The sequence below is a fragment of the Geminicoccus harenae genome, from assembly GCF_019800005.1.
Lineage (GTDB): Bacteria > Pseudomonadota > Alphaproteobacteria > Geminicoccales > Geminicoccaceae > Geminicoccus > Geminicoccus harenae.
In genome coordinates this window covers 15,140-40,311 of sequence record NZ_JABGCL010000034.1, presented here as the reverse complement: position 1 = coordinate 40,311, position 25,172 = coordinate 15,140, and the positions used below count along the sequence as shown (strand labels likewise).

25 protein-coding genes are annotated in these 25,172 nt (G+C 70.1%); 17 read left to right on the top strand and 8 right to left on the bottom strand.

Annotated features, from left to right (window positions below; translation table 11 throughout):
• Nucleotides 1-108 precede the first annotated feature (108 nt).
• On the top strand, nucleotides 109-1,833 hold the full coding sequence (locus HLA95_RS22880) for a M10 family metallopeptidase (RefSeq protein ID WP_191061206.1): 1,725 nt from the start codon (nucleotides 109-111) through the stop codon (nucleotides 1,831-1,833).
• Nucleotides 1,834-1,992: 159 nt separating this feature from the next.
• On the opposite strand, the gene HLA95_RS22875 is transcribed toward HLA95_RS22880, so the two are convergent.
• Nucleotides 1,993-3,069 (bottom strand): ATP-dependent 6-phosphofructokinase, encoded by a 1,077-nt coding sequence (locus tag HLA95_RS22875; protein WP_191061205.1) that lies wholly within the window; start codon nucleotides 3,067-3,069, stop codon nucleotides 1,993-1,995.
• An 86-nt stretch (nucleotides 3,070-3,155) separates the two neighbouring features.
• On the opposite strand from HLA95_RS22875, the gene HLA95_RS22870 reads away from it, so the two are divergent.
• Nucleotides 3,156-3,380, top strand: a complete 225-nt coding sequence (locus HLA95_RS22870; RefSeq protein WP_321574051.1) for a YdcH family protein — start codon at nucleotides 3,156-3,158, stop codon at nucleotides 3,378-3,380.
• A 16-nt stretch (nucleotides 3,381-3,396) separates the two neighbouring features.
• Here HLA95_RS22870 and HLA95_RS22865 read toward each other — a convergent pair whose 3' ends face one another.
• The 3 genes from HLA95_RS22865 to HLA95_RS22855 are packed head-to-tail and all read right to left on the bottom strand — an operon-like array spanning nucleotide 3,397 to nucleotide 5,282.
• Nucleotides 3,397-4,506, bottom strand: coding sequence for a 5-(carboxyamino)imidazole ribonucleotide synthase (locus HLA95_RS22865; RefSeq protein ID WP_222184639.1), 1,110 nt, complete (start codon nucleotides 4,504-4,506; stop codon nucleotides 3,397-3,399).
• A gap of 24 nt (nucleotides 4,507-4,530) precedes the next feature.
• Nucleotides 4,531-5,049 (bottom strand): 5-(carboxyamino)imidazole ribonucleotide mutase, encoded by a 519-nt coding sequence (gene purE / locus HLA95_RS22860; RefSeq protein ID WP_255513252.1) that lies wholly within the window; start codon nucleotides 5,047-5,049, stop codon nucleotides 4,531-4,533.
• Nucleotides 5,046-5,282, bottom strand: coding sequence for a carbon storage regulator (locus HLA95_RS22855; protein ID WP_159715017.1), 237 nt, complete (start codon nucleotides 5,280-5,282; stop codon nucleotides 5,046-5,048). The genes purE and HLA95_RS22855 overlap by 4 nt, the downstream gene beginning before the upstream one ends.
• Before the next feature lie 108 nt (nucleotides 5,283-5,390).
• Between HLA95_RS22855 and HLA95_RS22850 the strand changes: the two genes are divergently transcribed.
• The 8 genes from HLA95_RS22850 to iolB all read left to right on the top strand — a co-directional run bounded on the left by HLA95_RS22850 (nucleotide 5,391) and on the right by iolB (nucleotide 11,591).
• Entirely contained in the window at nucleotides 5,391-5,810 is a 420-nt protein-coding gene (locus HLA95_RS22850) for a flagellar basal body protein (RefSeq protein WP_191061151.1), read from the top strand.
• A gap of 14 nt (nucleotides 5,811-5,824) precedes the next feature.
• Nucleotides 5,825-6,232 carry a flagellar basal body rod protein FlgC gene (gene flgC / locus HLA95_RS22845; protein WP_191061150.1) on the top strand — a complete coding sequence of 136 codons (408 nt, stop codon included), beginning with the start codon at nucleotides 5,825-5,827 and terminating at the stop codon, nucleotides 6,230-6,232.
• A gap of 53 nt (nucleotides 6,233-6,285) precedes the next feature.
• A complete protein-coding gene (gene fliE / locus HLA95_RS22840) occupies nucleotides 6,286-6,606 on the top strand; it encodes a flagellar hook-basal body complex protein FliE (RefSeq protein WP_191061149.1) in 321 nt (106 codons plus the stop codon).
• Entirely contained in the window at nucleotides 6,603-6,875 is a 273-nt protein-coding gene (gene fliQ, locus HLA95_RS22835; protein WP_191061148.1) for a flagellar biosynthesis protein FliQ, read from the top strand. Before fliE ends, fliQ begins: the two co-directional genes overlap by 4 nt.
• Nucleotides 6,876-6,878: 3 nt before the next feature.
• A complete protein-coding gene (gene fliR / locus HLA95_RS22830; protein WP_191061147.1) occupies nucleotides 6,879-7,664 on the top strand; it encodes a flagellar biosynthetic protein FliR in 786 nt (261 codons plus the stop codon).
• A 6-nt stretch (nucleotides 7,665-7,670) separates the two neighbouring features.
• On the top strand, nucleotides 7,671-8,753 hold the full coding sequence (gene flhB, locus HLA95_RS22825; protein WP_222184637.1) for a flagellar biosynthesis protein FlhB: 1,083 nt from the start codon (nucleotides 7,671-7,673) through the stop codon (nucleotides 8,751-8,753).
• Between the two features lie 127 nt (nucleotides 8,754-8,880).
• Nucleotides 8,881-10,794 carry a bifunctional 5-dehydro-2-deoxygluconokinase/5-dehydro-2-deoxyphosphogluconate aldolase gene (locus HLA95_RS22820; RefSeq protein WP_191061460.1) on the top strand — a complete coding sequence of 638 codons (1,914 nt, stop codon included), beginning with the start codon at nucleotides 8,881-8,883 and terminating at the stop codon, nucleotides 10,792-10,794.
• Nucleotides 10,791-11,591, top strand: coding sequence for a 5-deoxy-glucuronate isomerase (gene iolB / locus HLA95_RS22815; protein WP_222184635.1), 801 nt, complete (start codon nucleotides 10,791-10,793; stop codon nucleotides 11,589-11,591). Before HLA95_RS22820 ends, iolB begins: the two co-directional genes overlap by 4 nt.
• 30 nt (nucleotides 11,592-11,621) lie before the next feature.
• On the opposite strand, the gene HLA95_RS22810 is transcribed toward iolB, so the two are convergent.
• The 3 genes from HLA95_RS22810 to HLA95_RS22800 form a co-directional block, all read right to left on the bottom strand.
• Nucleotides 11,622-12,170, bottom strand: a complete 549-nt coding sequence (locus HLA95_RS22810) for a hydrolase (RefSeq protein WP_191062455.1) — start codon at nucleotides 12,168-12,170, stop codon at nucleotides 11,622-11,624.
• 101 nt (nucleotides 12,171-12,271) lie between these two features.
• The gene (locus HLA95_RS22805) at nucleotides 12,272-12,793 is read right to left on the bottom strand and encodes a hypothetical protein (protein WP_222184633.1); all 522 of its coding nucleotides are present in this window, start codon (nucleotides 12,791-12,793) and stop codon (nucleotides 12,272-12,274) included.
• Complete coding sequence (locus HLA95_RS22800; RefSeq protein WP_191059178.1) at nucleotides 12,790-13,341, bottom strand: hypothetical protein; 552 nt, start codon at nucleotides 13,339-13,341, stop codon at nucleotides 12,790-12,792. The genes HLA95_RS22805 and HLA95_RS22800 overlap by 4 nt, the downstream gene beginning before the upstream one ends.
• Nucleotides 13,342-13,831: 490 nt before the next feature.
• Between HLA95_RS22800 and rfbF the strand changes: the two genes are divergently transcribed.
• The 4 genes from rfbF to HLA95_RS22780 are packed head-to-tail and all read left to right on the top strand — an operon-like array spanning nucleotide 13,832 to nucleotide 18,077.
• On the top strand, nucleotides 13,832-14,605 hold the full coding sequence (rfbF, locus tag HLA95_RS22795; protein ID WP_191059179.1) for a glucose-1-phosphate cytidylyltransferase: 774 nt from the start codon (nucleotides 13,832-13,834) through the stop codon (nucleotides 14,603-14,605).
• 11 nt (nucleotides 14,606-14,616) lie between these two features.
• Nucleotides 14,617-15,654, top strand: coding sequence for an NAD-dependent epimerase/dehydratase family protein (locus HLA95_RS22790; RefSeq protein ID WP_191059180.1), 1,038 nt, complete (start codon nucleotides 14,617-14,619; stop codon nucleotides 15,652-15,654).
• A gap of 2 nt (nucleotides 15,655-15,656) precedes the next feature.
• Nucleotides 15,657-16,883, top strand: coding sequence for a class I SAM-dependent methyltransferase (locus tag HLA95_RS22785; protein WP_191059181.1), 1,227 nt, complete (start codon nucleotides 15,657-15,659; stop codon nucleotides 16,881-16,883).
• Nucleotides 16,884-16,895: 12 nt separating this feature from the next.
• Nucleotides 16,896-18,077 (top strand): class I SAM-dependent methyltransferase, encoded by a 1,182-nt coding sequence (locus tag HLA95_RS22780; protein ID WP_191059182.1) that lies wholly within the window; start codon nucleotides 16,896-16,898, stop codon nucleotides 18,075-18,077.
• A gap of 210 nt (nucleotides 18,078-18,287) precedes the next feature.
• Here the strand turns inward: HLA95_RS22780 and HLA95_RS22775 are convergent, their stop codons facing one another.
• On the bottom strand, nucleotides 18,288-19,496 hold the full coding sequence (locus HLA95_RS22775; protein ID WP_191059183.1) for a glycosyltransferase family 4 protein: 1,209 nt from the start codon (nucleotides 19,494-19,496) through the stop codon (nucleotides 18,288-18,290).
• A gap of 937 nt (nucleotides 19,497-20,433) precedes the next feature.
• Between HLA95_RS22775 and HLA95_RS22770 the strand changes: the two genes are divergently transcribed.
• The 3 genes from HLA95_RS22770 to HLA95_RS22760 all read left to right on the top strand — a co-directional run bounded on the left by HLA95_RS22770 (nucleotide 20,434) and on the right by HLA95_RS22760 (nucleotide 25,149).
• Nucleotides 20,434-21,624 (top strand): serine hydrolase, encoded by a 1,191-nt coding sequence (locus HLA95_RS22770; RefSeq protein WP_191059184.1) that lies wholly within the window; start codon nucleotides 20,434-20,436, stop codon nucleotides 21,622-21,624.
• Nucleotides 21,625-21,861: 237 nt separating this feature from the next.
• Nucleotides 21,862-23,988 carry a M10 family metallopeptidase gene (locus HLA95_RS22765; protein ID WP_222184631.1) on the top strand — a complete coding sequence of 709 codons (2,127 nt, stop codon included), beginning with the start codon at nucleotides 21,862-21,864 and terminating at the stop codon, nucleotides 23,986-23,988.
• 141 nt (nucleotides 23,989-24,129) lie between these two features.
• Nucleotides 24,130-25,149 carry a sulfotransferase family protein gene (locus HLA95_RS22760; protein WP_223861673.1) on the top strand — a complete coding sequence of 340 codons (1,020 nt, stop codon included), beginning with the start codon at nucleotides 24,130-24,132 and terminating at the stop codon, nucleotides 25,147-25,149.
• Nucleotides 25,150-25,172 lie beyond the last annotated feature (23 nt).

The following is a 25,172-nucleotide window of genomic DNA, read 5'->3' as shown; positions in this document are numbered from 1 at the left end:
ACCTGGCCCATAGCGCATCCCTTGCCGCATGGTGATCCATTGTACCACCACATTGCGGGATCAAACACCTAGGCTCCGCTGCCGAGAAGATGCAGCGGGCAAGGGTGCATGGCGTCATCGATCGATCGGCCGGCCGCCGGGGCCGGCATTCCTCTGGCGGCCACGCCATCGGCCGGCTCGGCCTATGCCACGGCCGGCTCCACCGGCGATGCCGCGGTCGACGCGCTGATCGCCCGCACGAGCTGGCAGCCGGCCCAGGGCGGGGCCACGACCACCATCACCTACAGCTTCGCCAGCGCTGCCTCGCAGTGGCGGATCGGCTACGGCCATGACGAGCCGGGCTCCTGGGCCGGCGACTTCTCGGCGGCCGAGCAGGCGGTGATCCGGCAGGCGCTCCATAGCTGGGAAGCGGTGGCCGACATCCGCTTCGTGGAGGTGGCCGAGGGCGCCGGCGAGGCCGGCACGCTCCGCTTCGGCCGCTCCCTGCTCCCGTCCACCGCCTGGGCCTATCTGCCGGGCGGCGAGGCGGAGCATGGCGACATCTGGCTGGGCCAGCAGCGCTTCCCGGCGATCGACGATCCGGATCTGGCGAGCTGGGTCTATGCGCCCGGCACCTGGCGCTACTTCACCCTGATGCACGAGGTCGGGCACGCCCTGGGCCTTCTCCACACCCATGACGGCGACGGCATCGGCGCGGCACTTGATCCGGCCATGGACTGGATCGGTGCCTCGATCATGAGCTACCGCTCCCACCCCGGCCAAGCCGAGCTCGCCGGCTATGGCGTGGAGTTCTACCCGACCACGCCCATGGGCCTGGACGTGGCTGCGATCCAGGCCCTCTACGGCGCTGCCCAGGCCGCACCCGGCAACACGAGCTGGCGCTGGGCGGAGGGTGCCCGGATCTACCAGACGATCTGGGACAGCGGCGGCATCGACACGCTCGACTGGTCCAACCAGACCGGCAGCGCGGTGATCCGGCTGGCGGAGGGGAGCTGGTCGGAACTCGGCCAGCCCTACGGGTGGAGCGTGGATGGCGGCGGCAGCCTGCCCGGCACGCTGTTCCTCGCCAAAGGCACCTGGATCGAGAACGCGTTTGGCGGCGGGGGCAGCGACCGTATCGAGGGCAACGACCTCGCCAACCGCCTGGAGGGGCTGGACGGCGCCGACGTCCTGCTGGGGTTAGCCGGTGCGGATGCGCTGTTCGGTGGTGCCGGCGACGATCGCCTGGAAGGTGGCGACGGCAACGATCTCGCTTCCGGGCAGGCAGGCGCCGATGTGATCCTGGGCGGTGCGGGCGACGATGCGCTCCACGGCTTTGCCGGCAACGACCGGCTCTACGGCGAGGTCGGGCGGGACAGCCTGGCCGGCGGCGACGGCACGGACCGGCTCTATGGCGATTCCGGCGACGACCTGCTGGACGGCGGCTCCGGGGACGACTGGCTCTATGGCGGGACTGGCGACAACCGCCTGACCGGCGGGTCCGCTGCCGACCTGCTGGCCGGCGGGGGCGGCGCCGACTGGCTGGTAGGCGGTGCGGGCAATGACCGCCTGGACGGCGGCAGCGGCGACGACCTGATGCTGGCCGGCGAGGGCGACGACCTGATCACTGCTTGGTACGGCCAGGACGTGATCGACGGCGGGGCCGGGACCGACACGCTGGAGGTGGGCTTCGCCGCCTCGGGCTACCGGCTGGAAGGCACGCTCGCCGAGGCCCGGCTGGTCGACGTTTCGCCCGGCGACGGCGACCTCGGCCTGGATCTCCTGCGCTCGGTCGAGATCGTCCGCTTCCTCGACCGGACGCTGGTCTGGCAGGGCGGGCAGTGGCTGGGCTGACGGTTGCGGGGCCATTCGCCGGCGCAGCTCGCCGCGTGGTTCACTCGTACCCGCGTCTGGCCGCGCGGTGAGCAGGGCCAGCAGGCGAGGCTGGCTACTGCTCGGCGGCCGCCCGAGCATGGCGCCGGGCGAGCCGGCGGCCTGATCGCTTCCTGTCGATCAGCCCGGCTCGCCGAACGAGATGCCGAGCCCGCGCGCGGTGTGCAGCAGCGTGTCGTTCAGGTCGACCGCCCGGGTGCCGGCAGTGGCCTTGGCCAGCGGCACCGCCACGACCTTGCGGTCCTGCCAGGCGACCATCCGGTCGAACTCGCCCTTGGCCACCAGGTCGACGGCGGCCACGCCGAACGCGGAGGCGACCACCCGGTCGAGCGGGGTGGGCGAGCCGCCGCGCTGGACATGGCCCAGCACGGTCACCCGGCTTTCCGCGCCGGTGCGCTTGGCCACCTCCTCGGCGATCACCCGGCCGATCCCGCCATAGCGGCTCTGGCCATGCGCATCGGTGACCGTCCGCACCATCCCTTCCGGCGACTTCACCGATTCCGCCACCACGATCAGCGAGAAGTTGCGGCCGATCCGCCGCCGCTCCTCGATCTTGGCGCAGACCGATTCGATCCGGTACGGGATCTCGGGGATCAGCACGACGTCGGCACCACCCGCGATCCCGGCCGAGAGCGCGATATAGCCGGCATCACGACCCATCACCTCCAGCACCATCACCCGGTTGTGGCTGGCCGCGGTCACGTGCAGCCGGTCGACCGCCTCGGTCGCGATCTCGACCGCGGTGGAATGGCCGACCGCGTGCTCGGTCAGGTCCACGTCGTTGTCGATCGTCTTGGGCACACCCACCAGGTTCCAGCCGCCGGCCAGAGCCAGCTTGCGCAGGATGGCGAGGCTGCCGTCGCCGCCGATCCCGATCAGCGCATCCAGGCCCAGCTCGTGATAGCCCTGGATGATCTCCGCCGAACGGTCGATCGTGCCGCCGCCCTCGACCGGATAGGCGAACGGGTTGCCGCGATTGGTGGTGCCTAGGATCGTGCCGCCCAGATGGAGGATGCCCCGGGTCGTGTCCGAGGTCAGCCGGGTCGCGGTCACCGGGCGGCGCAGGAGGCCATGGGTCGCTTCGTGGATGCCGTACAGCTCCATCCCATGGCCATAGACCGCGCGCAGCATCACCGCCCGGATCACGGCGTTGAGCCCGGCGCAGTCGCCGCCGCTGGTGAGCACCCCCAACCTCATTCCATCCTCCCGTCCGGCAGGCATGCCGCCTGCCAAGCTGCGTACGCCTTCGGGAGCTGGTATAGTCCGAACGGCTGCAGCGGGGAGTGATCGATCGGACGATGGCCCAGGAAATCGACAGGCGCGAGATCGATACCGAGCTGGAAGGGCTGCGCGCCGCGCATCGTGCCCTGGACGATCTGATCCGGCAGCTCGCCGCCGAAGGCTCGGCCGATCAGCTGCATCTGCAGCGGCTGAAGAAGCGCAAGCTGATGCTGAAGGACCGCATCAGCACCATGGCAACCGAGCGGATCCCCGACATCATCGCCTGACCGGCGGCCGGCTGCTTTAGCCAGCCCCGCCGTCCTCCAGCCGCTCCGGCCGGCGGTTCAGCGGGTAGAGCCGGTTGACGTGGCCCATCTTGCGGCCGGGCTTGGCCTGGGCCTTGCCGTAGAGATGCAGCCGGTCACCGGGTGTCGCCAGGATGGCGGCCCACTCGTCCGCCTCCGCGCCCAGGAGGTTGCGCATGATCGCGTCGTGATGCCGCGCGGGATCGCCCAGCGGCAGCCCGCAGACCGCGCGCACCAGCTGCTCGAACTGGTCGGTCCGGCAGGCATCCATCGTCCAGTGCCCGGAATTGTGCGGCCGGGGCGCCAGCTCGTTCACCAGGAGCCGGCCGTCGGTGGTGCAGAACATCTCCACACCCAGCACGCCCACCAGATCCAGCGCCTGGGCGATCTGCTCCGCGATTGTGATCGCCTGGTCGCGCTGGGCGGCGCTCAACTGGGCAGGTGCCAGGGTCAGCGCCAGGACATGGTCGGCATGGCGGTTCTCGACCGGATCGAAGCTCGCTTGGGCACCGTCCGTACCGCGGGCGGTCACCACCGAGAGCTCGAAGTCGAAACCGACGAATGCCTCCAGGATGGCCGGGCCGCCGCCGATCCGCTCGAGGGCGCCCTCCAGGTCCACCTGGCCGCGCAGGGCGGTCTGGCCCTTGCCGTCATAGCCGAGCCGCGTGGTCTTGAGCACGGCCGGCAGGCCGATCTCGGTCACGGCTCGTTCCAGTTCGGCAGCGTTGCCGACCGCGGCGAACGGCGTGACCTCGATGCCCAGGCCCTGGACGAAGCGCTTTTCCGCCACCCGCTCCTGGCAGATCGCCAGCGCTGCGGCACCCGGCCGGACCGGCACTCGCCCGGCCAGGCGCTCTACCGCGGCGGTCGGCACGTTCTCCCACTCCAGGGTCACGACGTCGACCGCGTCGGCGAACCGGTCGAGCGCCTCGTGGTCGTCGAAGGCCGCCCTGGTACAGGCTGCCGAGACCAGGGCCGCCGGCGCCTCGGCGTCGGGGGCGAAGATGTGGCAGTGATAGCCGAGCCTGGCCGCAGCGAGCGCGGTCATCCGGCCGAGCTGGCCGCCGCCGAGAATGCCGATGGTGGAGCCGGGCGGGATGATGGGCACGTGGCAAGGTCCGTGGCGGAGGTTTCAGTCCTCGACGCTGTCCGGCACCGTGGCGGTCTGCTCGGCCCGCCACCCATCCAGCCGCTGGGCCAGGGCGGGATCGTTCAGCGCCAGGATCGAGGCCGCGAGCAGGCCGGCATTGATCGCGCCGGCCTTGCCGATCGCGAGCGTGCCGACCGGCACGCCCCCCGGCATCTGCAGGATCGACAGCGCGCTGTCCACACCGCCGAGCGCTGCCGTCTGCACCGGCACGCCCAGGACCGGCAGCGGCGTCAGCGAGGCGATCATGCCTGGAAGGTGCGCGGCACCGCCGGCACCGGCGACGATCACCCGGATCCCTTGGCCGCGCGCCTCTTTGGCGAACGCGAACAGGCGCTCCGGCGTGCGATGCGCCGAGACCACCCGTGCAAGATGCGGGATCTCCAGCCGCTTCAGGACCTCGCAGGCATGGCGCATCGTCGCCCAGTCCGACCGGCTGCCCATGACCACGGCGACTTGTGCGGCGTCCTCGGCCGCGAGTTCCGGATGATCGCCTGCGCTCAACGGGGCGCCTCGGGCTCGGCTGCCTTGGCGAGGTCCTGCAGGCTGGCGGGGTCGGCGGCCGCCTGCTCGTTCGCCTGCTTGATCTGCAGGAAGACTTCCTCACGCAGCACGCTGGCATCGGGCGGGAAGCTGAAGCCCAGCTTGACCGTCCGGCCCTTCAGCTCGACCACCCGCACCTCGATCGCATTGTTGATGATCACCGCCTCGCCCTGGCGGCGCGTGAGATAGAGCATCGGCCCCGCCAACGTCGTGGTGATAACACAACGATTTGTTAACCTTAACGGCGTTAGGCTGCAACCGTCGCCGGCCGGGAATGGCCGGCTGGAGCGGAGCAGTCGGCCATGGTTGCGGTCAATTCCCGGTTGTTCGGCCTGCTTTCCGCCCGCCAGTCATGGCTGGGCGACCGGCAGACCGTGCTGGCCCGCAACATCGCCAATGCCGACACACCCGGTTTCAGGCCGCAGGACCTGGCGGAGGACGAGTTCCGCCGCACGGTAGCCCGTCCGGCCCGGCCGGTGGCGCCGGTGCGCCTGGATGCGACCGATCCGGCCCATCTGGCGCCCACGCGCCACACCCCGCCGAACGATGCCCGGCCGCGCACCGCCAATGGCTGGGAGGTGGCGCCGTCCGGCAATGCCGTGGTGCTGGAGGAGCAGGCCGAGCAGATGGCCCATGCCCAGCTCGACCACCAGCTCGGCACCGACCTTTACCGCAAATACGTGCAGATGTGGCGCACCGCCGTCGGCAGCGGCCACGGCTGATCCGGAGAAGGCCCATGGACCTCGAAAGCTCGCTCGCCATCGCCGGTGCCGGCATGAAGGTGCAGAGCTCGCGCATGCGGGTCACCGCGGAGAACCTGGCGAACGCCGATTCCACCGCGACCCGGCCCGGCGGCGAGCCCTACCGGCGCAAGACCATCTCGTTCGGCGAGGTCTATGACCGCGCCCAGCAGCAGGACCTGGTCCAGGTGCGCCGCTACGGCACCGACCCTTCCGCCTTCCGCACCGAGCACCGGCCGGGCCACCCGGCCGCCGATGCCGATGGCTATGTGCAGCTGCCCAACGTCCAGCCGCTCGTCGAGATGATGGACATGCGCGAGGCGCAGCGGTCCTACGAGGCCAACCTGAACGCCTTCGAGGTCAGCAAGAAGATGCTGCAGCGGACCATCGACCTGCTGCGCTGACCTTCAGTCAAGCCACCCAGATCCCTCTACCCGTCCCGCTCCGGAGAACCAGCATGAGCATCGAAGTCGGCCCCAAGGCTGCGGCCGCCGCCTATCGCAAGGCGCTGGAGCGCATCGCCGGGCCTGGCGGCGCCGGTGCGGAGGCATCCCAGCCGATGGCGAGCTTCGGCGAGCTGGTGAAGCACCAGCTGAGCGATGCGATCGGTGCTGGCCGGCTGGCCGAGCAGCGCAGTACCGATGCGCTGGTCGGCAAGGCCGACCTGCAGCAGGTGGTGGAAGCGGTCACCGCGGCCGAGCTGAACCTGTCCACCGTGACAGCGGTCCGCGACCGCGTCGTCGCGGCGTACCAGGAAATCATGCGGATGCCGATGTGACGCCCGAGCAGGTCCTGGACCTGGTGCGCGCCGCGATCTGGCTGACGATCCGGATCGGCGGGCCCTTGATGATGACAGCCCTGACAGTGGGCCTCGCCGTGTCCCTGTTCCAGGCGCTGACCCAGATCCAGGAGATGACCCTGTCCTTCGTGCCGAAGGTGGTCGCGATGTCCATCGCCCTGGTGCTGGCGCTGCCGTTCATGCTGGGCGAGCTGCGCGCATTCACCGAGGAACTGTTCGGGCGCATCGTCCAGGCCGGGCTCGGCTGAACCGTGCCGGCCCTGCCGTCCGCCCTGCCGCTCGCCGTCCCGATCGTCCAGGAGCTGCTCGCCTGCTTCCTGGTGTTCGCCAGGATCGGCACGGCGATGATGATCCTGCCGATGTTCGGCGAGCCCTGGCTCACCATGCGCGGCCGCCTGGTCCTGGCGCTCGTCACCGCCTTCGTCCTGGTGCCGGCCTCGGGCGTGGTGGCGCCGCCGGCGGTCGACCCGGCGGGGATGTTCCTGCCGCTCGCCGCCGAGCTCGCGACCGGCGCCTTCCTCGGCCTGCTGGTCCGCTCCCTGTTCGCCGCCCTGCACATCGCCGGCGGCCTGATCGCCATGCATGCAGGATTGCAGGTCGCCTCCATGTTCGATCCGAACGAGGCGGCGCAGTCGACCATCCCCGCCACCCTGCTCTCCACGGCCGTCCTGACCCTGATGTTCGCGAGCGATGCCCATCATCTCCTCCTGGCCGGGCTCGCGCGCAGCTATGCGGTGTTCCCGTTCGGCAGCCTGGCGGCACCCGCGGAGCTGGCGGAGGCGATGACCCGTGCCGGCAGCCAGGCCTTCGACCTGGCCTTCCGCGTGGCCGGGCCGGTGATGGCGGTGGCCCTCCTGCTGAACGTGGTGCTGGGCGTGATGAACCGGATGATGCCGACCCTGCAGGTGCTGTTCGTCGCCGCACCTTTGCAGATCGCGGCCGGCCTGCTCGTCCTGGCCATGGCCCTGGGCTCGGCCGGCACCCTCGTCCTGCGCGTCCTGGCGTCCGCCTGGACCGACCTGCTCGGGAGCATCTGAGGGCGCATGGCCGAGGAGAAGGACGACGACAAGACCGAGGAGCCTTCCCAAAAACGGCTGGACGACGCCCGCACCAAGGGCCAAGTGCCGCTGTCCCGCGATGTCGGCCACGCTCTGATGCTGGCGATGGCCACGGGCCTGCTGGTGCTGGCCCTGCCCAGGCTCGCCACGGACACGCTGGCGGCGCTGCGCTGGTACCTGGAGCATGCCGCTGCCCCCATGGGGGATGCCGAGGCGATCCGCGGCCGGCTGGCCGGCACGGCGCTGGCCCTGGTCGCCGTGGCGGCAGTCCCGGCCGGCAGCCTCCTCCTGGCGGCGGTGCTGGCCACGGTCGGCCAGCAGGGCCTGCTCTGGAGCCGGGAGAACCTGCGCCCCAAGGCCGAGCGCCTGTCGCCGAAGGCGGGCCTCACCCGGATGTTCGGCGGGGCGGGCTTGCTGGAGTTCGCCAAGAACGCCCTCAAGGTCACGGCGATCGGCACGGTCTGCTGGCTGCAGCTGCGGGACGAACTGCCCGGTGTGGTGGCCACGGTCGGCCTGGAGACGAGTGCGATCGGCCGCGAGATGGCGCGGCTGGTGGGAAGGGTGGCGCTGGTCTGCGCCGTTACCGCCGCCGGGTTCGCCGTGATCGACCTGTTCTGGCAGCGCCTGCGCTTTCGCCGGCAGATGCGCATGTCGCGCCAGGAGCTGAAGGACGAGATGAAGCAGGGCGAGGGCGACCCGGTGATCAAGCAGCGCCTGCGCCAGATCCGGATGGCCCGGGCGCGGCAGCGCATGCTCCAGGACGTGCCCAAGGCCACCGTGGTGATCACCAACCCGACCCATTACGCGGTGGCGCTGCGCTACGAGCAGGGCGAGCATGCGGCCCCTCTGGTGGTGGCCAAGGGCGCGGACCATCTGGCCGCGATCATCCGCAAGGCCGCCACCGAGCACGGCGTGCCGATCATGGAGAACCCGCCGCTGGCCCGGGCACTGCACGCCATCGGCGAGGTCGGCCGGCCGATCCCGGTGGAGCACTATCAGGCGGTGGCCCAGGTCATCGCCACCGTGATGCGGCTGCGCCGCGAGGGCGGAGGTCGGCCGCGGCCCTGACAGCCTGGACGAGCGTCCCCGCGTGCCTTCGCCACCGGCGGATGCTAGACGGGCAGCAGGCTCCCGCACGGCCGCAGGCCGGCCGGCGGGTGAGGGGCAATCGGACCAGGGCGGGCCAGGGCAGGCGATGACGATCCGTTTCGACGTGGTGACGCTCGGGCGCAGTTCCGTCGACCTCTACGGCGAGCAGGTCGGCGGCCGGCTCGAGGACATGGGGAGCTTCGCCAAATATGTCGGCGGCTGCCCGGCCAACATCGCGATCGGCACCGCGCGGCTGGGCCTGCGCTCGGCCCTGATCACCCGGGTGGGCGACGAGGCGATGGGCCGGTTCATCCGCGAGCAGCTGGCCCGTGACGGGGTGGACACGAGCGGCGTGGTCACCGACCCCGAGCGGCTCACCGCCCTGGTGATCCTGGGCATCCGCGACCAGCACAGCTTTCCCCTGATCTTCTATCGCGAGAACTGTGCGGACGCGGCGATGCAGCCGGACGACGTCGACCCGGCCATGATCCGGGACGCCCGGGCGCTGCTGGTCACCGGCACCCATTTCAGCCGCCCGAACCTCGATGCCACCAGCCGCCACGCCATGGCGCTCGCCAGGCTGCACGGCCGGCGGATCGTCCTGGACATCGACTATCGACCGGTCCTGTGGGGGATCGGCGGCCATGACAGCGGCGAGCAGCGCTTCGTCGCCGCCGACAGCGTCTCGGCCCATCTGCAGTCGATCCTGCCCGAATGCGACGTGGTGGTGGGCACCGAGGAGGAGATCCACATCGCCGGCGGGTCGACCGATACGCTATCGGCGCTTCGGCGGGTGCGCGCGGTGGCCCCGCAGGCACTGATCGTGCTCAAGCGCGGGCCGATGGGCTGCGTGCTGTTCGACGGCCCGATCCCCGCCAGTGTCGAAGACGGCATCACCGGGCAGGGCTTCCCGATCGAGGTCTTCAACGTGCTGGGGGCCGGCGACAGTTTCCTCAGCGGCTTCCTGCGGGGCTATCTGCGCGACCAGCCGCTGGCCGACTGCGCCCGCTTCGCCAATGCCTGCGGCGCCATCACGGTCAGCCGGCATGGCTGCGCGCCTTCGGGCCCGTCCTGGGCCGAGCTTTCCGCCTTCTTGCGCGAGGGCAGCCCGACCAGGCGGCTGCGCGAGGATGCGCGGCTGGAGCAGTTGCACTGGTCGACCAACCGCCGCCGGCCTGCGGGCCAGGTGCTGGCCTTCGCCTTCGACCATCGCGCCCAGCTCGAGGCGGAGGTCACGAAGCGCGGCATGGCACTTGAGCGGATCGGCCGGTTCAAGGAACTGGCGCTGGACGCGGCGCTGGCGGCCACATGCTCGCGCGGGGACGGCGGCATTCTGGTGGACGGAAGGCTCGGCCAGGACGCGCTGTATCGTGCGGCGGGCAGGGGCTTGTGGATCGGCCGGCCGATCGAGCTGCCGGGTGCCGTGCCGCTGGCGTTCGAGGGCGGCGACGACCTGGGCTCGACCCTGAAGGAATGGCCGCTGGACCACTGCGTCAAATGCCTGGTCCGCTGGCATCCGGACGACGATCCGGCACTCGTGGCGGAACAGGAGCGCCGGCTCCTGCAACTGTTCACCGCCTGCCGGAAGAGCGGCCACGAGCTGCTCCTGGAAGTGATCGCCAGCGCGTCCGGGCGGACGGTCGGAACCGATACCGTGCCGGCGGTCATGGCCCGCTGCTACGACCTGGGCATCCACCCGGACTGGTGGAAGCTGGAGGCTCCCGCCGACCGGGCCGGCTGGCAGGCGATCCAGGAGCTGGTGGCTTCACGGGACCGGTTCTGCCGGGGCGTGCTGCTGCTGGGCCTGGACGCACCTCTGGACCGGCTGACCGAGAGCTTCCGGCTGGCGGCGGGCTTCCCGGTCTGCCAGGGCTTCGCAGTCGGCCGCTCGATCTTCGGCCAGCCCTTCCGGGACTGGCTGGACGGGCGGCTCGACGACGCCGCGGCGACCGCGGCCATGGCGGAGCGCTACGGCGGGCTGCTGCGTGCCTGGGATCGCGCCAGGGGAGAGACGGCATGAGCGAGCTGATCCTGAAGAACCACGCACCGGGCCGGGACGGGCTGGTCCACCGGGTGACCCCGGCCAGTGCCGGCTGGACCTATGTCGGCTTCGACCTGTGGCGGCTGCATCAGGGCCAGTCGTTCGATCTGCCGACCGGCGAGGAGGAGTGGTGCATCGTCCTCCTGTCGGGACGCTGCGACATCGCGGTGGCCGAGGGGCCGGTCTGGCAGGGGGTCGGCGGGCGCATGGATCCGTTCTCCGCCCTGCCCCATTCGGTCTACGTCCCCTGGCACCGCCAGGTGCGCGTGGAGGCGCTGGGCCCGGCCGAGGTCGCGGTGTGCAAGGCGCCGGGCGGCGGCGAGCACATGCCGCGCCTGATCGGCCCGGACGACGTGCGCACCAGCACGCGCGGCCAGGGCACCAACACCCGCTACCCGCGCGACATCCTGCCCGAGGACCAGCCGGCCCATTCCCTGCTGGTGGTCGAGGTGGTGACCCCGTCGGGCTGCTGGTCGTCCTACCCCTCGCACAAGCACGACCAGGACAACCTGCCGGAGGAATCGGCCCTCGAGGAGGTCTACTATCACCGTTTCAACCCGCCCCAGGGCTTCGGCTTCCAGCGGGTCTACACCGACGACCGCTCCCTCGACGTCGCGATGGCGATCGAGGACGGCGACCTGACCCTGGTGCCGAAGGGCTACCACCCCTGCGCGGCCGCGCACGGCTACGACCTCTACTATCTCAACGTGATGGCGGGGCCGCGGCGGGTCTGGCGGTTCAACACCGAGAAGGCGCATCGCTGGCTGCTCGGCTGATGGCCGGCCCCCCGACCGCTCCTGCCTAGTTCAGCGGCCGCGCAGGAGCGGCACCAGCGCCTTGAAGTCGTCGGTGCCGGCCCGCTCCAGCCACTCGAACACCACCATGTCGGCGGTCACGACCTGCGCGCCGGCCCGGCGCATCCGCACCAGCGCGGTTTCCTTGTCGAACGCCCGGCGCGAGCCCACCGCGTCCGCGACCACCGCGACCTTGCGGCCGCGCCCTATCAGGTCCAGCACGGTCTGCAGCACGCAGACATGGCTCTCGGCACCCGCCACCACCAGCGTCTCGCGGCCGAGCATGCCGATCCGCTCTACCACATGCGGATCGCCCATCGCGGAGAACGCGATCTTGGCGATGACCTCGTCCGGCCGGAGCAGCTCCGCTACCGCGGCCACGGTCGGCCCCAGCCCCTTGGGATACTGCTCCGTGACCAGCACCGGGACGTCCAGGCGCCGTGCTGCGTGCAGCATCAGCCGGCACCGCTCGATCAGCTCGTCCTGCTCCAGCACGGTCGGCAGCAGCCGATCCTGCAGGTCCACCAACAAGAGCGCACTGGAATGCGCTGAGAGCAACATCGCTCCATCCTCTCGCAAGCCGTTGCCGATAGCGCCGCTCCCGCCGTCGCGGGCGGCAGTCACCGGCCTCGTCCGGTGCCGGTCACCCATTCCGCCCCGCTCTAGTGCCTTACGCTGCTGGACGCGAGGCTCCAGCCGTCCTGGCCGTTCCTGGCCATGCGGTCGGCCGGCAGGTCGCGGATCCGGCAGGGCAGCCGGAAGCCGGAGCGGGCCAGGAGGATCGCCAGCTCGCGTGCGGCCTCGACCACCGCCTCGGCACCCCCGCCGCGCACCAGCCGCAGGACGATGGCCGCATGATGCGCCTCCGCCCCCTGCTGGGCGGTGGCGATCAGCCCGATCAGCAGCCGCTCCTCGGCGCTCACCGACCGGGTACGGTGTGCGGCCACGGAAGCGGGACGGCGCCGGTGACCGTCATAGCAGCGCCACAGGGCCAGCACCGCCGCCAATGCCCGCTCCACGCCGGCCAGGCCGAAGGCCAGGCGCAGCCCGGCCACCAGAGCCGGGGACGGCTGGGCGCGCTCGGCATGCAGCTCGCGCCACATCCACAGGACGAGCTGCTCGGCCAGCTCGAGCGGTGCCGGGCATGGCAGTCCGTCCGCCGCCGGCATGGTGTCCAGGCTCATGCCGGCTCCGCCAGCAGGCCCAGCTCCCGAAGGCGCCGGTCCAGGGCGCTGGCCTCCACCTCCAGTTGCCGGCGCCGCTCCTGAGCGAGGCGCCGCTCCGGCCCGTCCCCGATCGTTTCCAGCCGGTTGCCCAGGCAGACCAGGCAGCGGCGGCGGTCCTGGCGCAGCTCGATCGCGAGCTGGACCTGCCGGTCCATCGGCAACTGGTCGATGAAGCTCAGGCGGAGCTGCTCCTGCAGCACCCGATGCGGATGGCAGGCGCGCACCAGCGGGCGGCAGAGCTCGGCCTCGAAGCGCTGGCGACCATGTTCGGTGGCATGGAGCCCGGCCGGGGTGGTGGCGGTGGGCGCATCGGGCTCGCGCAGGCACATCCAGCCGGCCCGAAGCCCGGCCTCGACCCGGCCGACCAGGAAGGCATCGGCAGGGTCGATCCATGGCTGGCAGAGCGCGCGCGTGCCGTCCAGCACGCGCGGCAGCGGGCGCGGCCGGGCGTAGAGCGTGCCGAGCAGCGCCGTATCGACCAGATGCGAGGTGACGTCGGCATCCATGTCCGGCAATCCTCGTGCTGGATGGCGGTCCGGCCAATGGAGGAATCAGAACCGGCAGCGATCGTCCAGGAAAAGCCGCCCGATCATTGAACTCGAACGATTCCATTCGGGTGACCGGCCGGTCGGGGTGGTCGCGAAGGCGGTGATTCCGGCGGCTTCCTAGGCCTCCAGTGCGGCGGCGCCACGTGACTCCGTTGCGCGAATGTCACAGAATTCGGCAGCCCAAGCGGGAATAGTTCACCGTTGACGCGCAACACTGGCGATGCGCGGCGCATTCGCGGTAGCTCCCCGCTCGGTGCGCGCTCTGGGTATGACACACGCGTCATGGCCTTTTCCCCGCTGGCACTGCGGCCACAGCGGCGGCGAAAAACCCCCCTGTGACGGATTGCGCTGGTACACGAGGATGCGGTCACTGGCTTGTTGCTGGTACCGGAAAGGCAAAGCGTTCTAGTACGGGCAGGTGTGCGATGTTCGACTGTCGGTGGAGCTCATGAAGGTCGGAATTCTTGCAGGCGGTCTCGGATCCCGGCTTTCGGAGGAAACCGTAAGCAAGCCGAAGCCCATGGTCGAGGTGGGCAGCAAGCCCATCATCTGGCACATCATGATGCACTATGCCCATTACGGGCATAAGGACTTCGTGATCGCGCTCGGCTACAAAGGCGAGTACATCAAGAAGTACATGACAGATTACTGCTCGCTGAGCAGTGACCTGACCGTGGATCTGCGTAGCAATACGGTGGAGCGCCACGCCGAATCATCGCTGGACTGGCGGATCGACCTGATCGACACGGGGCTCAACACCCAGACCGGCGGGCGCATCAAGCGGCTGGCGCCCTATCTGGGCAAGGACGGCACCTTCCTGCTGACCTGGGGCGACGGCGTCTCCACGATCGACCTGGACGACCTGGTGCGCTTCCACAAGCGGCACGGCAAGCTCGCCACTGTCTCCGCGGTGCGGCCGCCCGCCCGGTTCGGCAAGCTCGACATCCAGGGCGACCAGGTGGTGGCGTTCGAGGAGAAGCCGCAGCTGGGCGAGGGCTGGATCAACGGCGCGTTCTTCGTGCTGGAGCCCGGCATCTTCGACTATATCGACAACGACATGACCCATTTCGAGCGCGAGCCGCTGGAGCGCCTCGCCGCGGACGGCCAGCTCATGGCCTACCGGCACGAAGGCTTCTGGCAGTGTATGGACACGGTCCGCGACCGGGTCCGGCTCGAGGAGCTCTGGGACTCCGGTAACGCTCCCTGGAAGATCTGGGACTGAGGACCTCCATCATGCGCATTCTGGTTACCGGCCATGACGGCTATATCGGCCACGTCCTGGTCCCGATGCTGCAGGCGGCCGGGCACGAGGTGGTCGGCCTGGACAGCCTGCTGTTCGACGGCTGCACCTTCCCGGGCCAGCCGCGGGTGAACTGCCGGCAGATCGTGAAGGACCTGCGCCAGGTCGAGCGTGCCGACCTGGAGGGCATGGACGCGGTCCTGCACCTGGCGGGCCTGTCCAACGACCCGCTGGGCGACCTCGATCCCGAGACCACCTACGCGATCAACTGGCGGGCCTCGGTCCGCCTGGCCGAGCTCGCCCGCGACGCCGGCGTGGCGCGCTTCGTGTTCTCCTCGTCCTGCTCGAACTACGGTGCGGCCGGCAACGACTATCTGGACGAGAGCGCCGGCTTCAACCCGGTGACACCCTATGCCGAGAGCAAGGTCTGGACCGAGCGCGACGTGGCGCCGATGGCCTCCGACCGGTTCAGCCCGACCTTCCTGCGCAGCGCCACCGCCTATGGCCTCTCGGCCCGGCTGCGCGGCGACCTGGTGGTCAACAACCTGACCGGCTTCGGTGTCACCACCGGCAAGGTCGAGATGAAGAGCGACGGCAAGCCCTGGCGGCCGCTGGTCCACATCGAGGACATCGCCCTGGCGTTCAAGTCGGTGGCCGAGGCGCCGCGCGAGCTGGTCCATGGCGAGGCGTTCAATGTCGGCCGCACCAGCGAGAACTACCGGGTGCGCGAGGTGGCCGAGCTGGTCGCCAAGGTCGTGCCGGACGTCGAGGTGACATTCGCCAGCGACGCCAGCCCGGACGCCCGCAACTACCGGGTGAACTGCGACAAGATCGCCCGCACCCTGCCGGCCTACCAGCCGAAATGGACGGTCGAGGCCGGCATCCGCCAGCTCTACGAAGCCTACAAGGCGGCGAACCTCACCCGGGAAGAGTTCTTCAGCCCGCGCTACATGCGCCTGGCGCATGTGAAGAACCTGATGTCCGGCGGCACCGTCGACGGCTCCCTCCAGCATCTCAAGGCGGCCGCCTGACCATGGCTGACATCGTGAGCTGCCGGTCCTGCGGCCGGCCGCACCTCAAGACCTTCCTGTCCCTGGGCGACCTGCCGCTGTCCGACGGCTTCATCGCCGAGGCCGACCTGGACAAGCCCGAGCCGCGCTTTCCGCTCGACGTGGCGTTCTGCGAGGACTGCACGCTGGTGCAGATCCTCAAGACCGTCCCGCCGGAGGAACTGTTCGGCCACGACTATCCCTATTTCTCCTCGTTCACCGACGCGCTGGTCGCCCATGCGCGCGAGAACGTCGAGGCGCGGATCCGGGAGCGCAAGCTGGATTCCTCCAGCTTCGTGGTCGAGCTCGCCTCCAATGACGGCTACCTCCTGCAGCACTACCAGAAGGCCGGCATCCCGCTGCTCGGCATCGATCCGGCACCCGGGCCGGTCGAGGCCGCGCGCAAGAAGGGCATCGACACCCGCCTGGCCTTCTTCGGCCTGAGCATCGCGGAGGAACTGGCGGGGTCCGGCAAGCGCGCCGACGTCATCCACGGCAACAACGTGCTGGCCCATGTCGCCGACACCAACGGCTTCGTGAAGGGCATCGCCACGCTGCTCAAGGACGACGGCGTCGCGGTGATCGAGGCGCCCTATGTGCGCGACCTGATCGACCATGGCGAGTTCGACACGATCTACCACGAGCACCTGTGCTATTTCTCGGCAACGGCGCTGAAGGCGCTGTTCCGCCAGCACGGGCTCCACTTCAACCGGGTCGAGCGCCTGCCGATCCATGGCGGGTCGCTGCGGATCTTCGTGGAGAAGGTCGACCGGCCGGACCAGTCGATCACCGACCTCCTCGCCGAGGAGCGCCAGCTCGGCATCGACAAGTTCGGCTACTATGCCGACTTCGCCGCCCGGGTGGAGAAGATCAAGGCCGACCTGCGCGCCATGCTCCTGGAGCTGAAGGCCGAGGGCAAGCGGATCGTCGGCTATGGTGCCGCCGCCAAGGGCACCATCCTGCTGAACTATGCCGGGATCGGCCCGGACCTGCTCGACTACGTGGTCGACCGCAACACCTTCAAGCAGGGCCGCTGGATCCCCGGCGTGCGCCTGCCGATCAAGGCGCCCGCCGTGATCGAGGAGACGAAGCCCGACTACCTCCTGATCCTGCCCTGGAACTTCAAGGACGAGATCATGAGCCAGCAGGCGGCGCACGCGGCGCGCGGCGGCAAGTTCATCCTCCCGATTCCCTCGCCCGTCATCGTCTGAAGAGACCCCCGCATGTCGGAACTCGTGTGCAAGGCGTGCGGCAGCACGGACCTCGAGCTGTTCTACCGGGTCGACCGGATCCCGGTGCACAGCTGCCTGATGGTGGACACCCGGCAGGAGGCCCTGGATTTTCCCAGGGGCGACCTGGAACTCGGCTTCTGCAACGGCTGCGGCTTCATCCAGAACGTCCGCTTCGACCCGAAGCCGCAGAACTACTCGCCGGCCTATGAGGAGACCCAGGCCTTCTCGCCGCGCTTCGTCCGCTTCCTGGAGGAGATCTGCGACGACCAGATCCGGAAGTTCGAGCTGAAGCCCGGCAAGACCGCGCTGGAGATCGGCTGCGGCAAGGGCGAGTTCCTGGTGACCTTGTGCGAGCGCTCGGGTGCGTCGGGCATCGGCATCGACCCCGGCTACCGGCCCGAGCGCACGGTCAGCGAGGCCGGCGACCGGCTCCAGTTCATCCAGGACTTCTACGGGCCGAAGTACCGCCACCTGCAGGCCGACCACGTCTCCTGCCGGCACACGCTGGAGCATATCCACGACGTCCAGGCGTTCATGCAGCTCGTGCGCGAAAGCATCGGCGACCGGCCGCATGTCGACGTGTTCTTCGAGCTGCCCGATGCCGAGCGGGTGCTGACCGAGCCGGCCTTCTGGGACATCTACTACGAGCACTGCTCGTATTTTACGCTGGGCTCCCTGTCCCGGCTGTTCCGGCGCACCGGCTTCGACGTGACCAACCTCTGGAAGGCCTATGACGACCAGTACCTGATGCTGGAGGCCAGGCCGGTCGACGGGCCGACCGAGCCGCGGCTGGCGCTGGAGGACGACTTGGCCCGGACGAAGGCGCAGGTAGCGCAGTTCAAGGCGGTGATCGGCCCGGAGCTGCAGCGGCTGCGCGACCAGTTCCTGCGCTGGCAGGGCGAGGGCAAGAAGGTGGCGCTGTGGGGCTCCGGCTCCAAGGCAGTCTCGCTGATCACCACGCTCAAGATCGCCGAGCAGGTGGCGGCCGTGGTGGACATCAATCCGCACAAGCACGGCAAGTTCCTGGCCGGCTGCGGCAACGAGATCCTCTCACCGCAGGCCCTGGCCGAGATCCGCCCGGACGTGGTGGTGGCGGTCAACCCGATCTACCTCAACGAGATCGGCCAGGACCTGGCGAAGCTGGGCCTGGAGCCGGAGCTCACCGCTCTCTGAAGCCGCGCCGCCTGGCCAGGGCCACGACCGGCCCGGCTAGGCGGCCATCGAACAATGCACGCACCACTGCCGTGCCGGATGACGCGGTCGGAATGATCGGTCGCATCCTGGTGGCAGTCTCCCCCGCCGCATCGGACTGCCCCGAAGCCGGAGTTCCGACCGGCGGGCGTTCTGCGTCAGCCCTCGCCACCGCACCTGGGGGCGCAGTGCTCAGGCGGCGTTGTTGGCGTTGGGCACCAGGGTGGAGCGGGTAGCAGTGCGCCCGCCGGTGAGCCCGACATAGACCCGCTCGCAGATCTGCGCGGTGCTCGACCAGGCGCATTCGCGTGCGACGAAGTCCAGCGCGGCCCGGGCCAGGCGCTGGCGCAGGCCAGGATCCTCGGCGATCCGCAGCAGGGCGGCGGCGAACGCCTCGACGTCATCGTTCGACACGACCAGGCCGTTATGGCCGTCCTGCAGGACCTTGGCCGAGCCGGCGGAGGATACCACCGCCTTGCCGGCGGCCATGTAGTTCAGGAGCTTTTGCGGGATGCCGTCGCAGACCGTGCGCGGCATGACCGCGATCGCCGCATCGGCCAGCCGGTCCGGCAGGACCGCGAAGTCGTCCGGCTCGAGCAGGATCGCCTGGCGGATGCCCAGGGAGCGGGCCAGTTCCTCGTAGCGCTCGAAGCCGGTGCTGGCCGCCACCACGAGCCGCATGGAGGGGCGCACCGCCCAGGCCCTGGCGAACGCCTTCAGCAGGAGGTCGAAGCCCTGATAGGCAGCCAGCGTGCCGGTATAGATCACCCGGTCCGGGGCGATCGGCTCCCGGCCGACCGCGCGGGCGAACACGTCGAGCTCGACGCCGTTCATCGCCACGGTGACCCGGTCCGGGGTGAGCCGGCCAGCGCGGAGCAGGCGCTCGCGGATGTCCGGGGTCACGGTGACCACGTGGTCGGCCAAAGGCGGGAGCTGCACGTCCAGCCACCGCCCGGTGCCACCCATCATCCGGCCCAGCAGCCCGCCGCCATAGGAGGGCAGCTCGGAGCCGAGCATGGTGTGCGCATCGTACACCAGGGGCACCGGCTTGCGCCCGCGCCCCCACCAGGCGGTCAGCAGGCCTTCCACATGGTGGGCGTGGACCACGTCGAACGGCTTGTCCGCCAGGAGCCGGCCGATCTTGGCGGCCAGCAGCGGGTCGTATTGCAGCAGCTTGCGGGGGGTGGGGCCGGGCGCGATGGTGCCGTAGCTCATCCCGGTGCCACCGGCCCGGTGCACGAGATAGCTGCCCGAGGCTTCGCTCTCGCCCATCGGGTAGGTGATGACCTCGACGTCGTGGCCGAGCTGCGTCAATGCCTCCGACAGGCGCTCGATCCGCAACGGCGTGCCGCGGCGTGCCGGAAACGGGCAGGCGGCAACCATGGCGATTCGAAGACCCATACGCACTCTCACAACCAGAAGCCGGCGCTGCCCAATGTTCGTCGATATCCGTCGGTCAAGGCCATTCTAGCGCTGCCCGCTGGCCCGGTCATGACCGGGACACCGGGTAGCGATCAACGTCGCTGACCAGCCGTTGATGCACCACTTCAACTTTTAGAACATCATTAAAAGCGTGCCCTGCGCCTGCGTCAAATCGCCAGCAATATCTGTCGGATCTACCCGACTCTCGATCAGTAACACAGCGTTACCCGCGTACAGCACACCATTCCCGAACCGGAGATCGTCAGACACGCGGGCACCTCTCCTTGCCGATGCCAGATCCTCATCACGACCAGGCGCCGAGCCAAACGTGGGGACGTGCTGAGACTGGAGCGATATCCGGATCCGAACAAGCTTGCTTCACGCTGTTCCATCGCCGCAGGCAGAATTATCTCCCGACTGGCCAGGATCGGACTGCCACGACCCAAGCTAGTGCACCTGTCTGCCAGCGAACAGGTAGCCACGCGGCTGGAGGTGGACGAGAGTACATCAATCCGCGGTCTTCGTGGTCATGTTGCCACGCACGCCATCATTCGGCTCGAACTGATCGGCCGCACCGCCCTCACCGCGGCCATTCCACGTGCCAGTGCGGCGCAGGCGCAACAGTCGGCATGCGCGAGTGGACGGCAGGTGGAGCGGGATCGAGGGCCGGGATCGCGCAGGGGCGATGGGGTGTGGGGATCAGCCCGCCGTGGGGGATACGGCGTTCGCCCGAGCTGGTCCGCGATCCCGGCCTCGCGGCGCAGCATGCGCCACCCACGCCCGGATAGGTGTGACAAGCGTCACTTAGGGGGCCGGATGCGGCAGCAGGCGCCCGGCCTGTCGGGTTGCCGGACGGTCACCAGCGCCTATGCTGTCCGGCCGACGCGGGTTGGTGCCGGCGGGGAGGAAGAGGAACATGCCAGGTCCGGTTCAGGCAAGACGGTGCCTGCTCGGCGCCCTGCTGCTGATCGGCAGCGCTCAGGTGGCGGCCGGCGCCGAGCCCGACCAGCAGGCGGCGCTGGCGCGCCTGTTCCGGGCCGAGCGGATCGAGCCTGGCTGGCTGGCGCCGGATTTCCTGACCGCGGTGCCGCTGGCCCAGGTCCAGGAGCTGGTAGGCGCGCTGAAGCGGCGTCACGGCGCCCTCCGTTCGGTGGTGGAACGGGACGGCCGCCTGGTCGTGGTCCTGGACGGTGCCGAGGTGCCGGCCCGGCTAAGCCTGGACGGGGAGGGGCGGATCGCCGTCCTGCTGCTCGAGCCGCCGGTCGATGTCTCGCGCGGGCTGGAGGAACAGGTCGCGGCCATCGCGGGTCTGCCCGGCCGGACCTCCGTGCTGGTCGCCAGCGACGGGCAGCCGGTAGCGATGCACGAGCCGGATGCGCTGCTGGCGGTGGGCTCCGCCGGCAAGCTGCCGATCCTGAAGGCGGTCGATCAGGCGGTGCGCGCCGGCCGGCTCGCCTGGGATCAGGTCGTGCCGCTCGATCCCGCCTGGCGCTCGCTGCCCGGCGGGATCCTGCAGGACTGGCCGGACGACACGCCGGTGACCATCGCCACCCTCGCGGGCCTGATGATCTCGGTCAGCGACAATACCGCGACCGATGCGCTGCTCGACCTGGTCGGCCGGCCGGCCGTGGAGCAGCTCGCACCGCGCAACGTGCCGTTCCCCTCGACCCGCGAGATGTTCGTGCTGAAGTCGAGCAGTGCGGCCGGGCTCCGCGCCGCCTGGCGGCGGAGCGATCCGTCCGGCCGGCGCGAATTGCTGCGCTCGATCGCCGACCGGCCCCTGCCGGCGGCGGAGGAACTCCAGGTCGAGCCGACCCTGGAGGTGGAGTGGTTCTTCACCGCCCGCGAGCTGTGCGGTCTCCTGGAGGAGACCGCGGACCTGGCGCCGTTCCGGATCCAGCCAGGCCCGGCCGATCCCAGGCGCTGGCGGCAGGTGGCCTTCAAGGGCGGTTCGGAGGCCGGCGTGCTCAACCTGTCGACGCTCGTGGAAGACGAGGAAGGCCGCCGCCACTGCGTGGTCGCGAGCTGGAACGGCGAGGCGGGCCTCGAGCCCGAGCGGCTGCTCGGCCCATACCGCGCCATCCTCCACGCGCTGGGCCGCTCCTAGGTCGAGCCCGGCGAACGCCCCGGCCGAGCCAGAAGCTGCCGGGAAGTTGGCGGCTGCCTGGATGCGCCGCTACCACACCCAAGTATTGCCAGAGGCAACCGCCCGGTCCGGCGCTGCCGGGATGTGGTAGAACGGCCGACGAGTGCGGTACGCCCGGCCAGCTTCACCCGCTACCGTCGCTCGCCCTCCTGCCAACGACCGGCCGCCCCGGCCCGCGCCAGTTCCGGACCGTCCCCCATGCTTCGTTTCTCCCCGGCATCGACCACCGACGCTTCGGGCGATGATCTCGCGTCCCGGACCCCCACGACGCGGATCCCGGTGACCAGCGACAGCCTGGTCGACGCCCTGAGCGGGCCGGCCCGATGGGGCGAGGCGCCGGGTGAGCCGGTGACGGTCACCTACAGCTTCCCCAGGGCCGGCTCGGCCTGGGCCGATGGCTATGCCGAGCCGCGCCAGGGCTTCGCGGCCCTGTCGGCCGGGCAGCAGGAGGCAGTGCGCCGCGCACTCGACGCCTGGGAGGCGGTGGGCGGGATCCGCTTCGTCGAGGTCGAGGAGGCGGGCGGTGCGCCGGGCGACATCCGCTTCGCGGTGACCTCGGCGGTCGCGACCGCCGGCGCCTACGGCCCGGGCGACAGTGCCGCGGCCGGCGACGTGTGGCTGGGCCGTGCCGACCACCTGCCGGACCGCGACCTCGCGGCGGAGCGGGCGAAATATGCGGACGGAACCTATGAGTTCAGCGTGCTCGTCCACGAGATCGGCCACGCCCTGGGCGCCAAGCATCCTCACGAGGCGCTGGGCACCGGCACGCTCCTGCCGAGAGAGCAGGATTGGCGCGGCGCCACGGTGATGTCCTATCGCGACGCTCCGGGCGACAGCGTCGGCAGTGGCGCTTCCGCCAGCATCTACCCGAGCGCGCCCATGGCGCTGGACGTGGCCTGGCTGCGCTCCGTCTATGGCGGCGGGCCGCCCAGCCGGCCGGGCGACACCGTCTATCGCTGGGACGAGGACGAGGCGGTGTTCGCGACGATCGTCGACGACGGCGGCAACGACACGCTCGACTGGTCGAACCGGTCGGACCCGGTCCGGCTGGACCTGGCCGGGGGCTGGCAGCAGCTGGGGCCCGCCTACCGCTGGGACGAAGGCGAGCTCGCCACCACGCTGTTCCTGTTCGGCGACGCCACGATCGAGAACGCCTATGGCGGCAGCGGCGACGACGTGATCGTCGGCAGTACGAGGGCCAACCGGCTGGCCGGGAACGGCGGCGACGACCGGCTGGAAGGTGGGGCCGGCAACGATGTCTATCTGGTCGACCCCGGCCCGGATCGGGACCGGATCGCCGACAGTGCCGGGAGCGTCGATGCCATCGAGTTCGGGCCGGGCCTGCGCTTCGGCGACCTCCGGTTCGCCCGCAACGGCGCGGACCTGGTGATCGGCTCGGCCGACCCGGCCGCACCGCTCGACCTGCGCCTCGTCGACCAGTTCGGCCCAGGCACGATCGAGGAGCTGCGCTTTGCGGCGGACAGCCAGGCCAGCCGCTGGGACGGCCAGGACTTCGCTCCGGTGGCGGCCGCTGCCGCAGCGTCCACCGATGGCGACGACCTGCTGCTCCTGACCGACGGCCCGGACCGCCGCTTCTCCTTGGGCGGCAACGACGTGATCTTCGGCAAGGGCGGCGACGATTACCTGGACGGCGGCAACGGCGACGACTGGCTGGTGGGCGGGCTCGGCGACGACCAGCTCCATGGCGGCAACGACCATGACAAGCTGGACGGCGGCGAGGGGAGCGACGGGCTCCATGGCGGTGCCGGCAACGACATCCTGCGCGGCGGTGCCGGCAAGGACGAGCTGCAGGGCGGCAACGGCGCGGACATCGCGTTCGGCGCCGTGGGCGACGACACGATCTTCGGCGGCGAGGGCAGCGACCTCCATCTGGTGGGCGGCCTCGGCGACGACCTGATCTATGGCGGCAACGGCAACGACCTGATCGACGGCGGCAGCGGTGCCGACCGGCTGGATGGCGGCGGCGGCCACGACATCATCGTGGGTGGCGCCGGCAACGACATGCTGAGCGGCACGGAGGGCGACGACGTGCTGCGCGGCGGCTTCGGCGACGACCGGCTGGATGGCGGCCCTGGCAATGACGAGCTGAACGGCGGCTTCGGCAACGACCTGCTGGTCGGCGGGCCGGGGCGTGACATCGCCGTCTTCAACGGCACGGCCGCGCAGTACCGCTTCACCGACCTGGGCGGTGGGATGGTCGAGGTGCGGCACCTGCCAGCCAACGGCACGTGGTTCGGCATCAGCTATCTGAGCGAGATCGAGCTGGTGAAGTTCGGCAATTCCCTGCCGGTTGCACTGACCTGACGGAAGCGACTGGCCTAACGTGCAACATCTGGCCGGCGGCGCATTGACCTGTTCCGGCGATGGGAACATGGACATCGAGTTCAGTGAGATTTAGAACCGGGTAAATTAACGCGCTCCCAGATCAGGCAACATAGAAAACGGGTGCATGTTTTGATAGCTAACCTGTTCATTGCCGGTGCAGCGAAAGCAGGAACAACTGCTCTGCATCATTATCTTGGACAGCATCCGGCTATCTTCATGTCGCCTGTGAAGGAGCCTAATTACTTCGCTTTTCCTCAAGGAATTCCAACTTTCGCAGGTCCTGAGTCGTTGGGCGGTTCCACCTTCATCCGGGATCGGCTGCGCCGCGAGACGTATGGGCTTTCCGTGCTGGACCGCGCGGCCTACGAGCGGCTGTTCATCCAGGGCCGCGACCGGAAGCTGCGCGGCGAGAGTTCCGCGGCCTATCTCTACTTCCCGGGCTGCGCAGAGCGCATCCACGAGGCCGTTCCCGATGCCCGGATCATCGCGATCCTGCGCGAGCCGGTGGATCGCGCCTTCTCCAAGTATCGGCAGATGCGGCGCGACCGGGTCGAGCCCCTGACGAGCTTCGCCGCGGCGGTCGCGGCGGAGCCGGAGCGCCAGCGGGCCGGCTGGGCGCCCACCTGGCTCTATCTCGACCGCGGCCGCTACCACCGGCAGCTCCAGCCCTATTTCGCGCGGTTCGACCGCCGCCAGATCCACGTCCTGCTCTACGACGACCTGCGGGCAGATCCCCGGGCCACCCTGCGCGGCATCTTCGCCTTCCTCGGCGTCGATCCGGACGTGCCGATCGACATGGGCGAGGCGCACAACCGCTCGGGCATCGCCGAGACCCCCAGGTTCGGCCTGCTCTACGACCTGACGATCCGCCCCTACCTGATGTCGCCCCGGCTGCAGAGCCTGATGCCGCGTGGCCTGGCCGCCACCATCCGGCCCTGGGCCCGCCGGCTGATGCTCCGTCAGGCCGGGACTGCGCCGGAAGCCCTGCCGCCGGATCTCGCCACGGAGCTGCGCGCCGGCATGCGCGACGAGGTGGAACGGCTGCAGGACCTGATCGGCCGCGACCTCTCCCATTGGCTGGCCCCGGTGCCAGGGCGGAAGGAACCCGTGCGGGTGCTGGCGGAGGCAGGCCAGAGCTGACGGAGGATTGCACATGGAGGAGG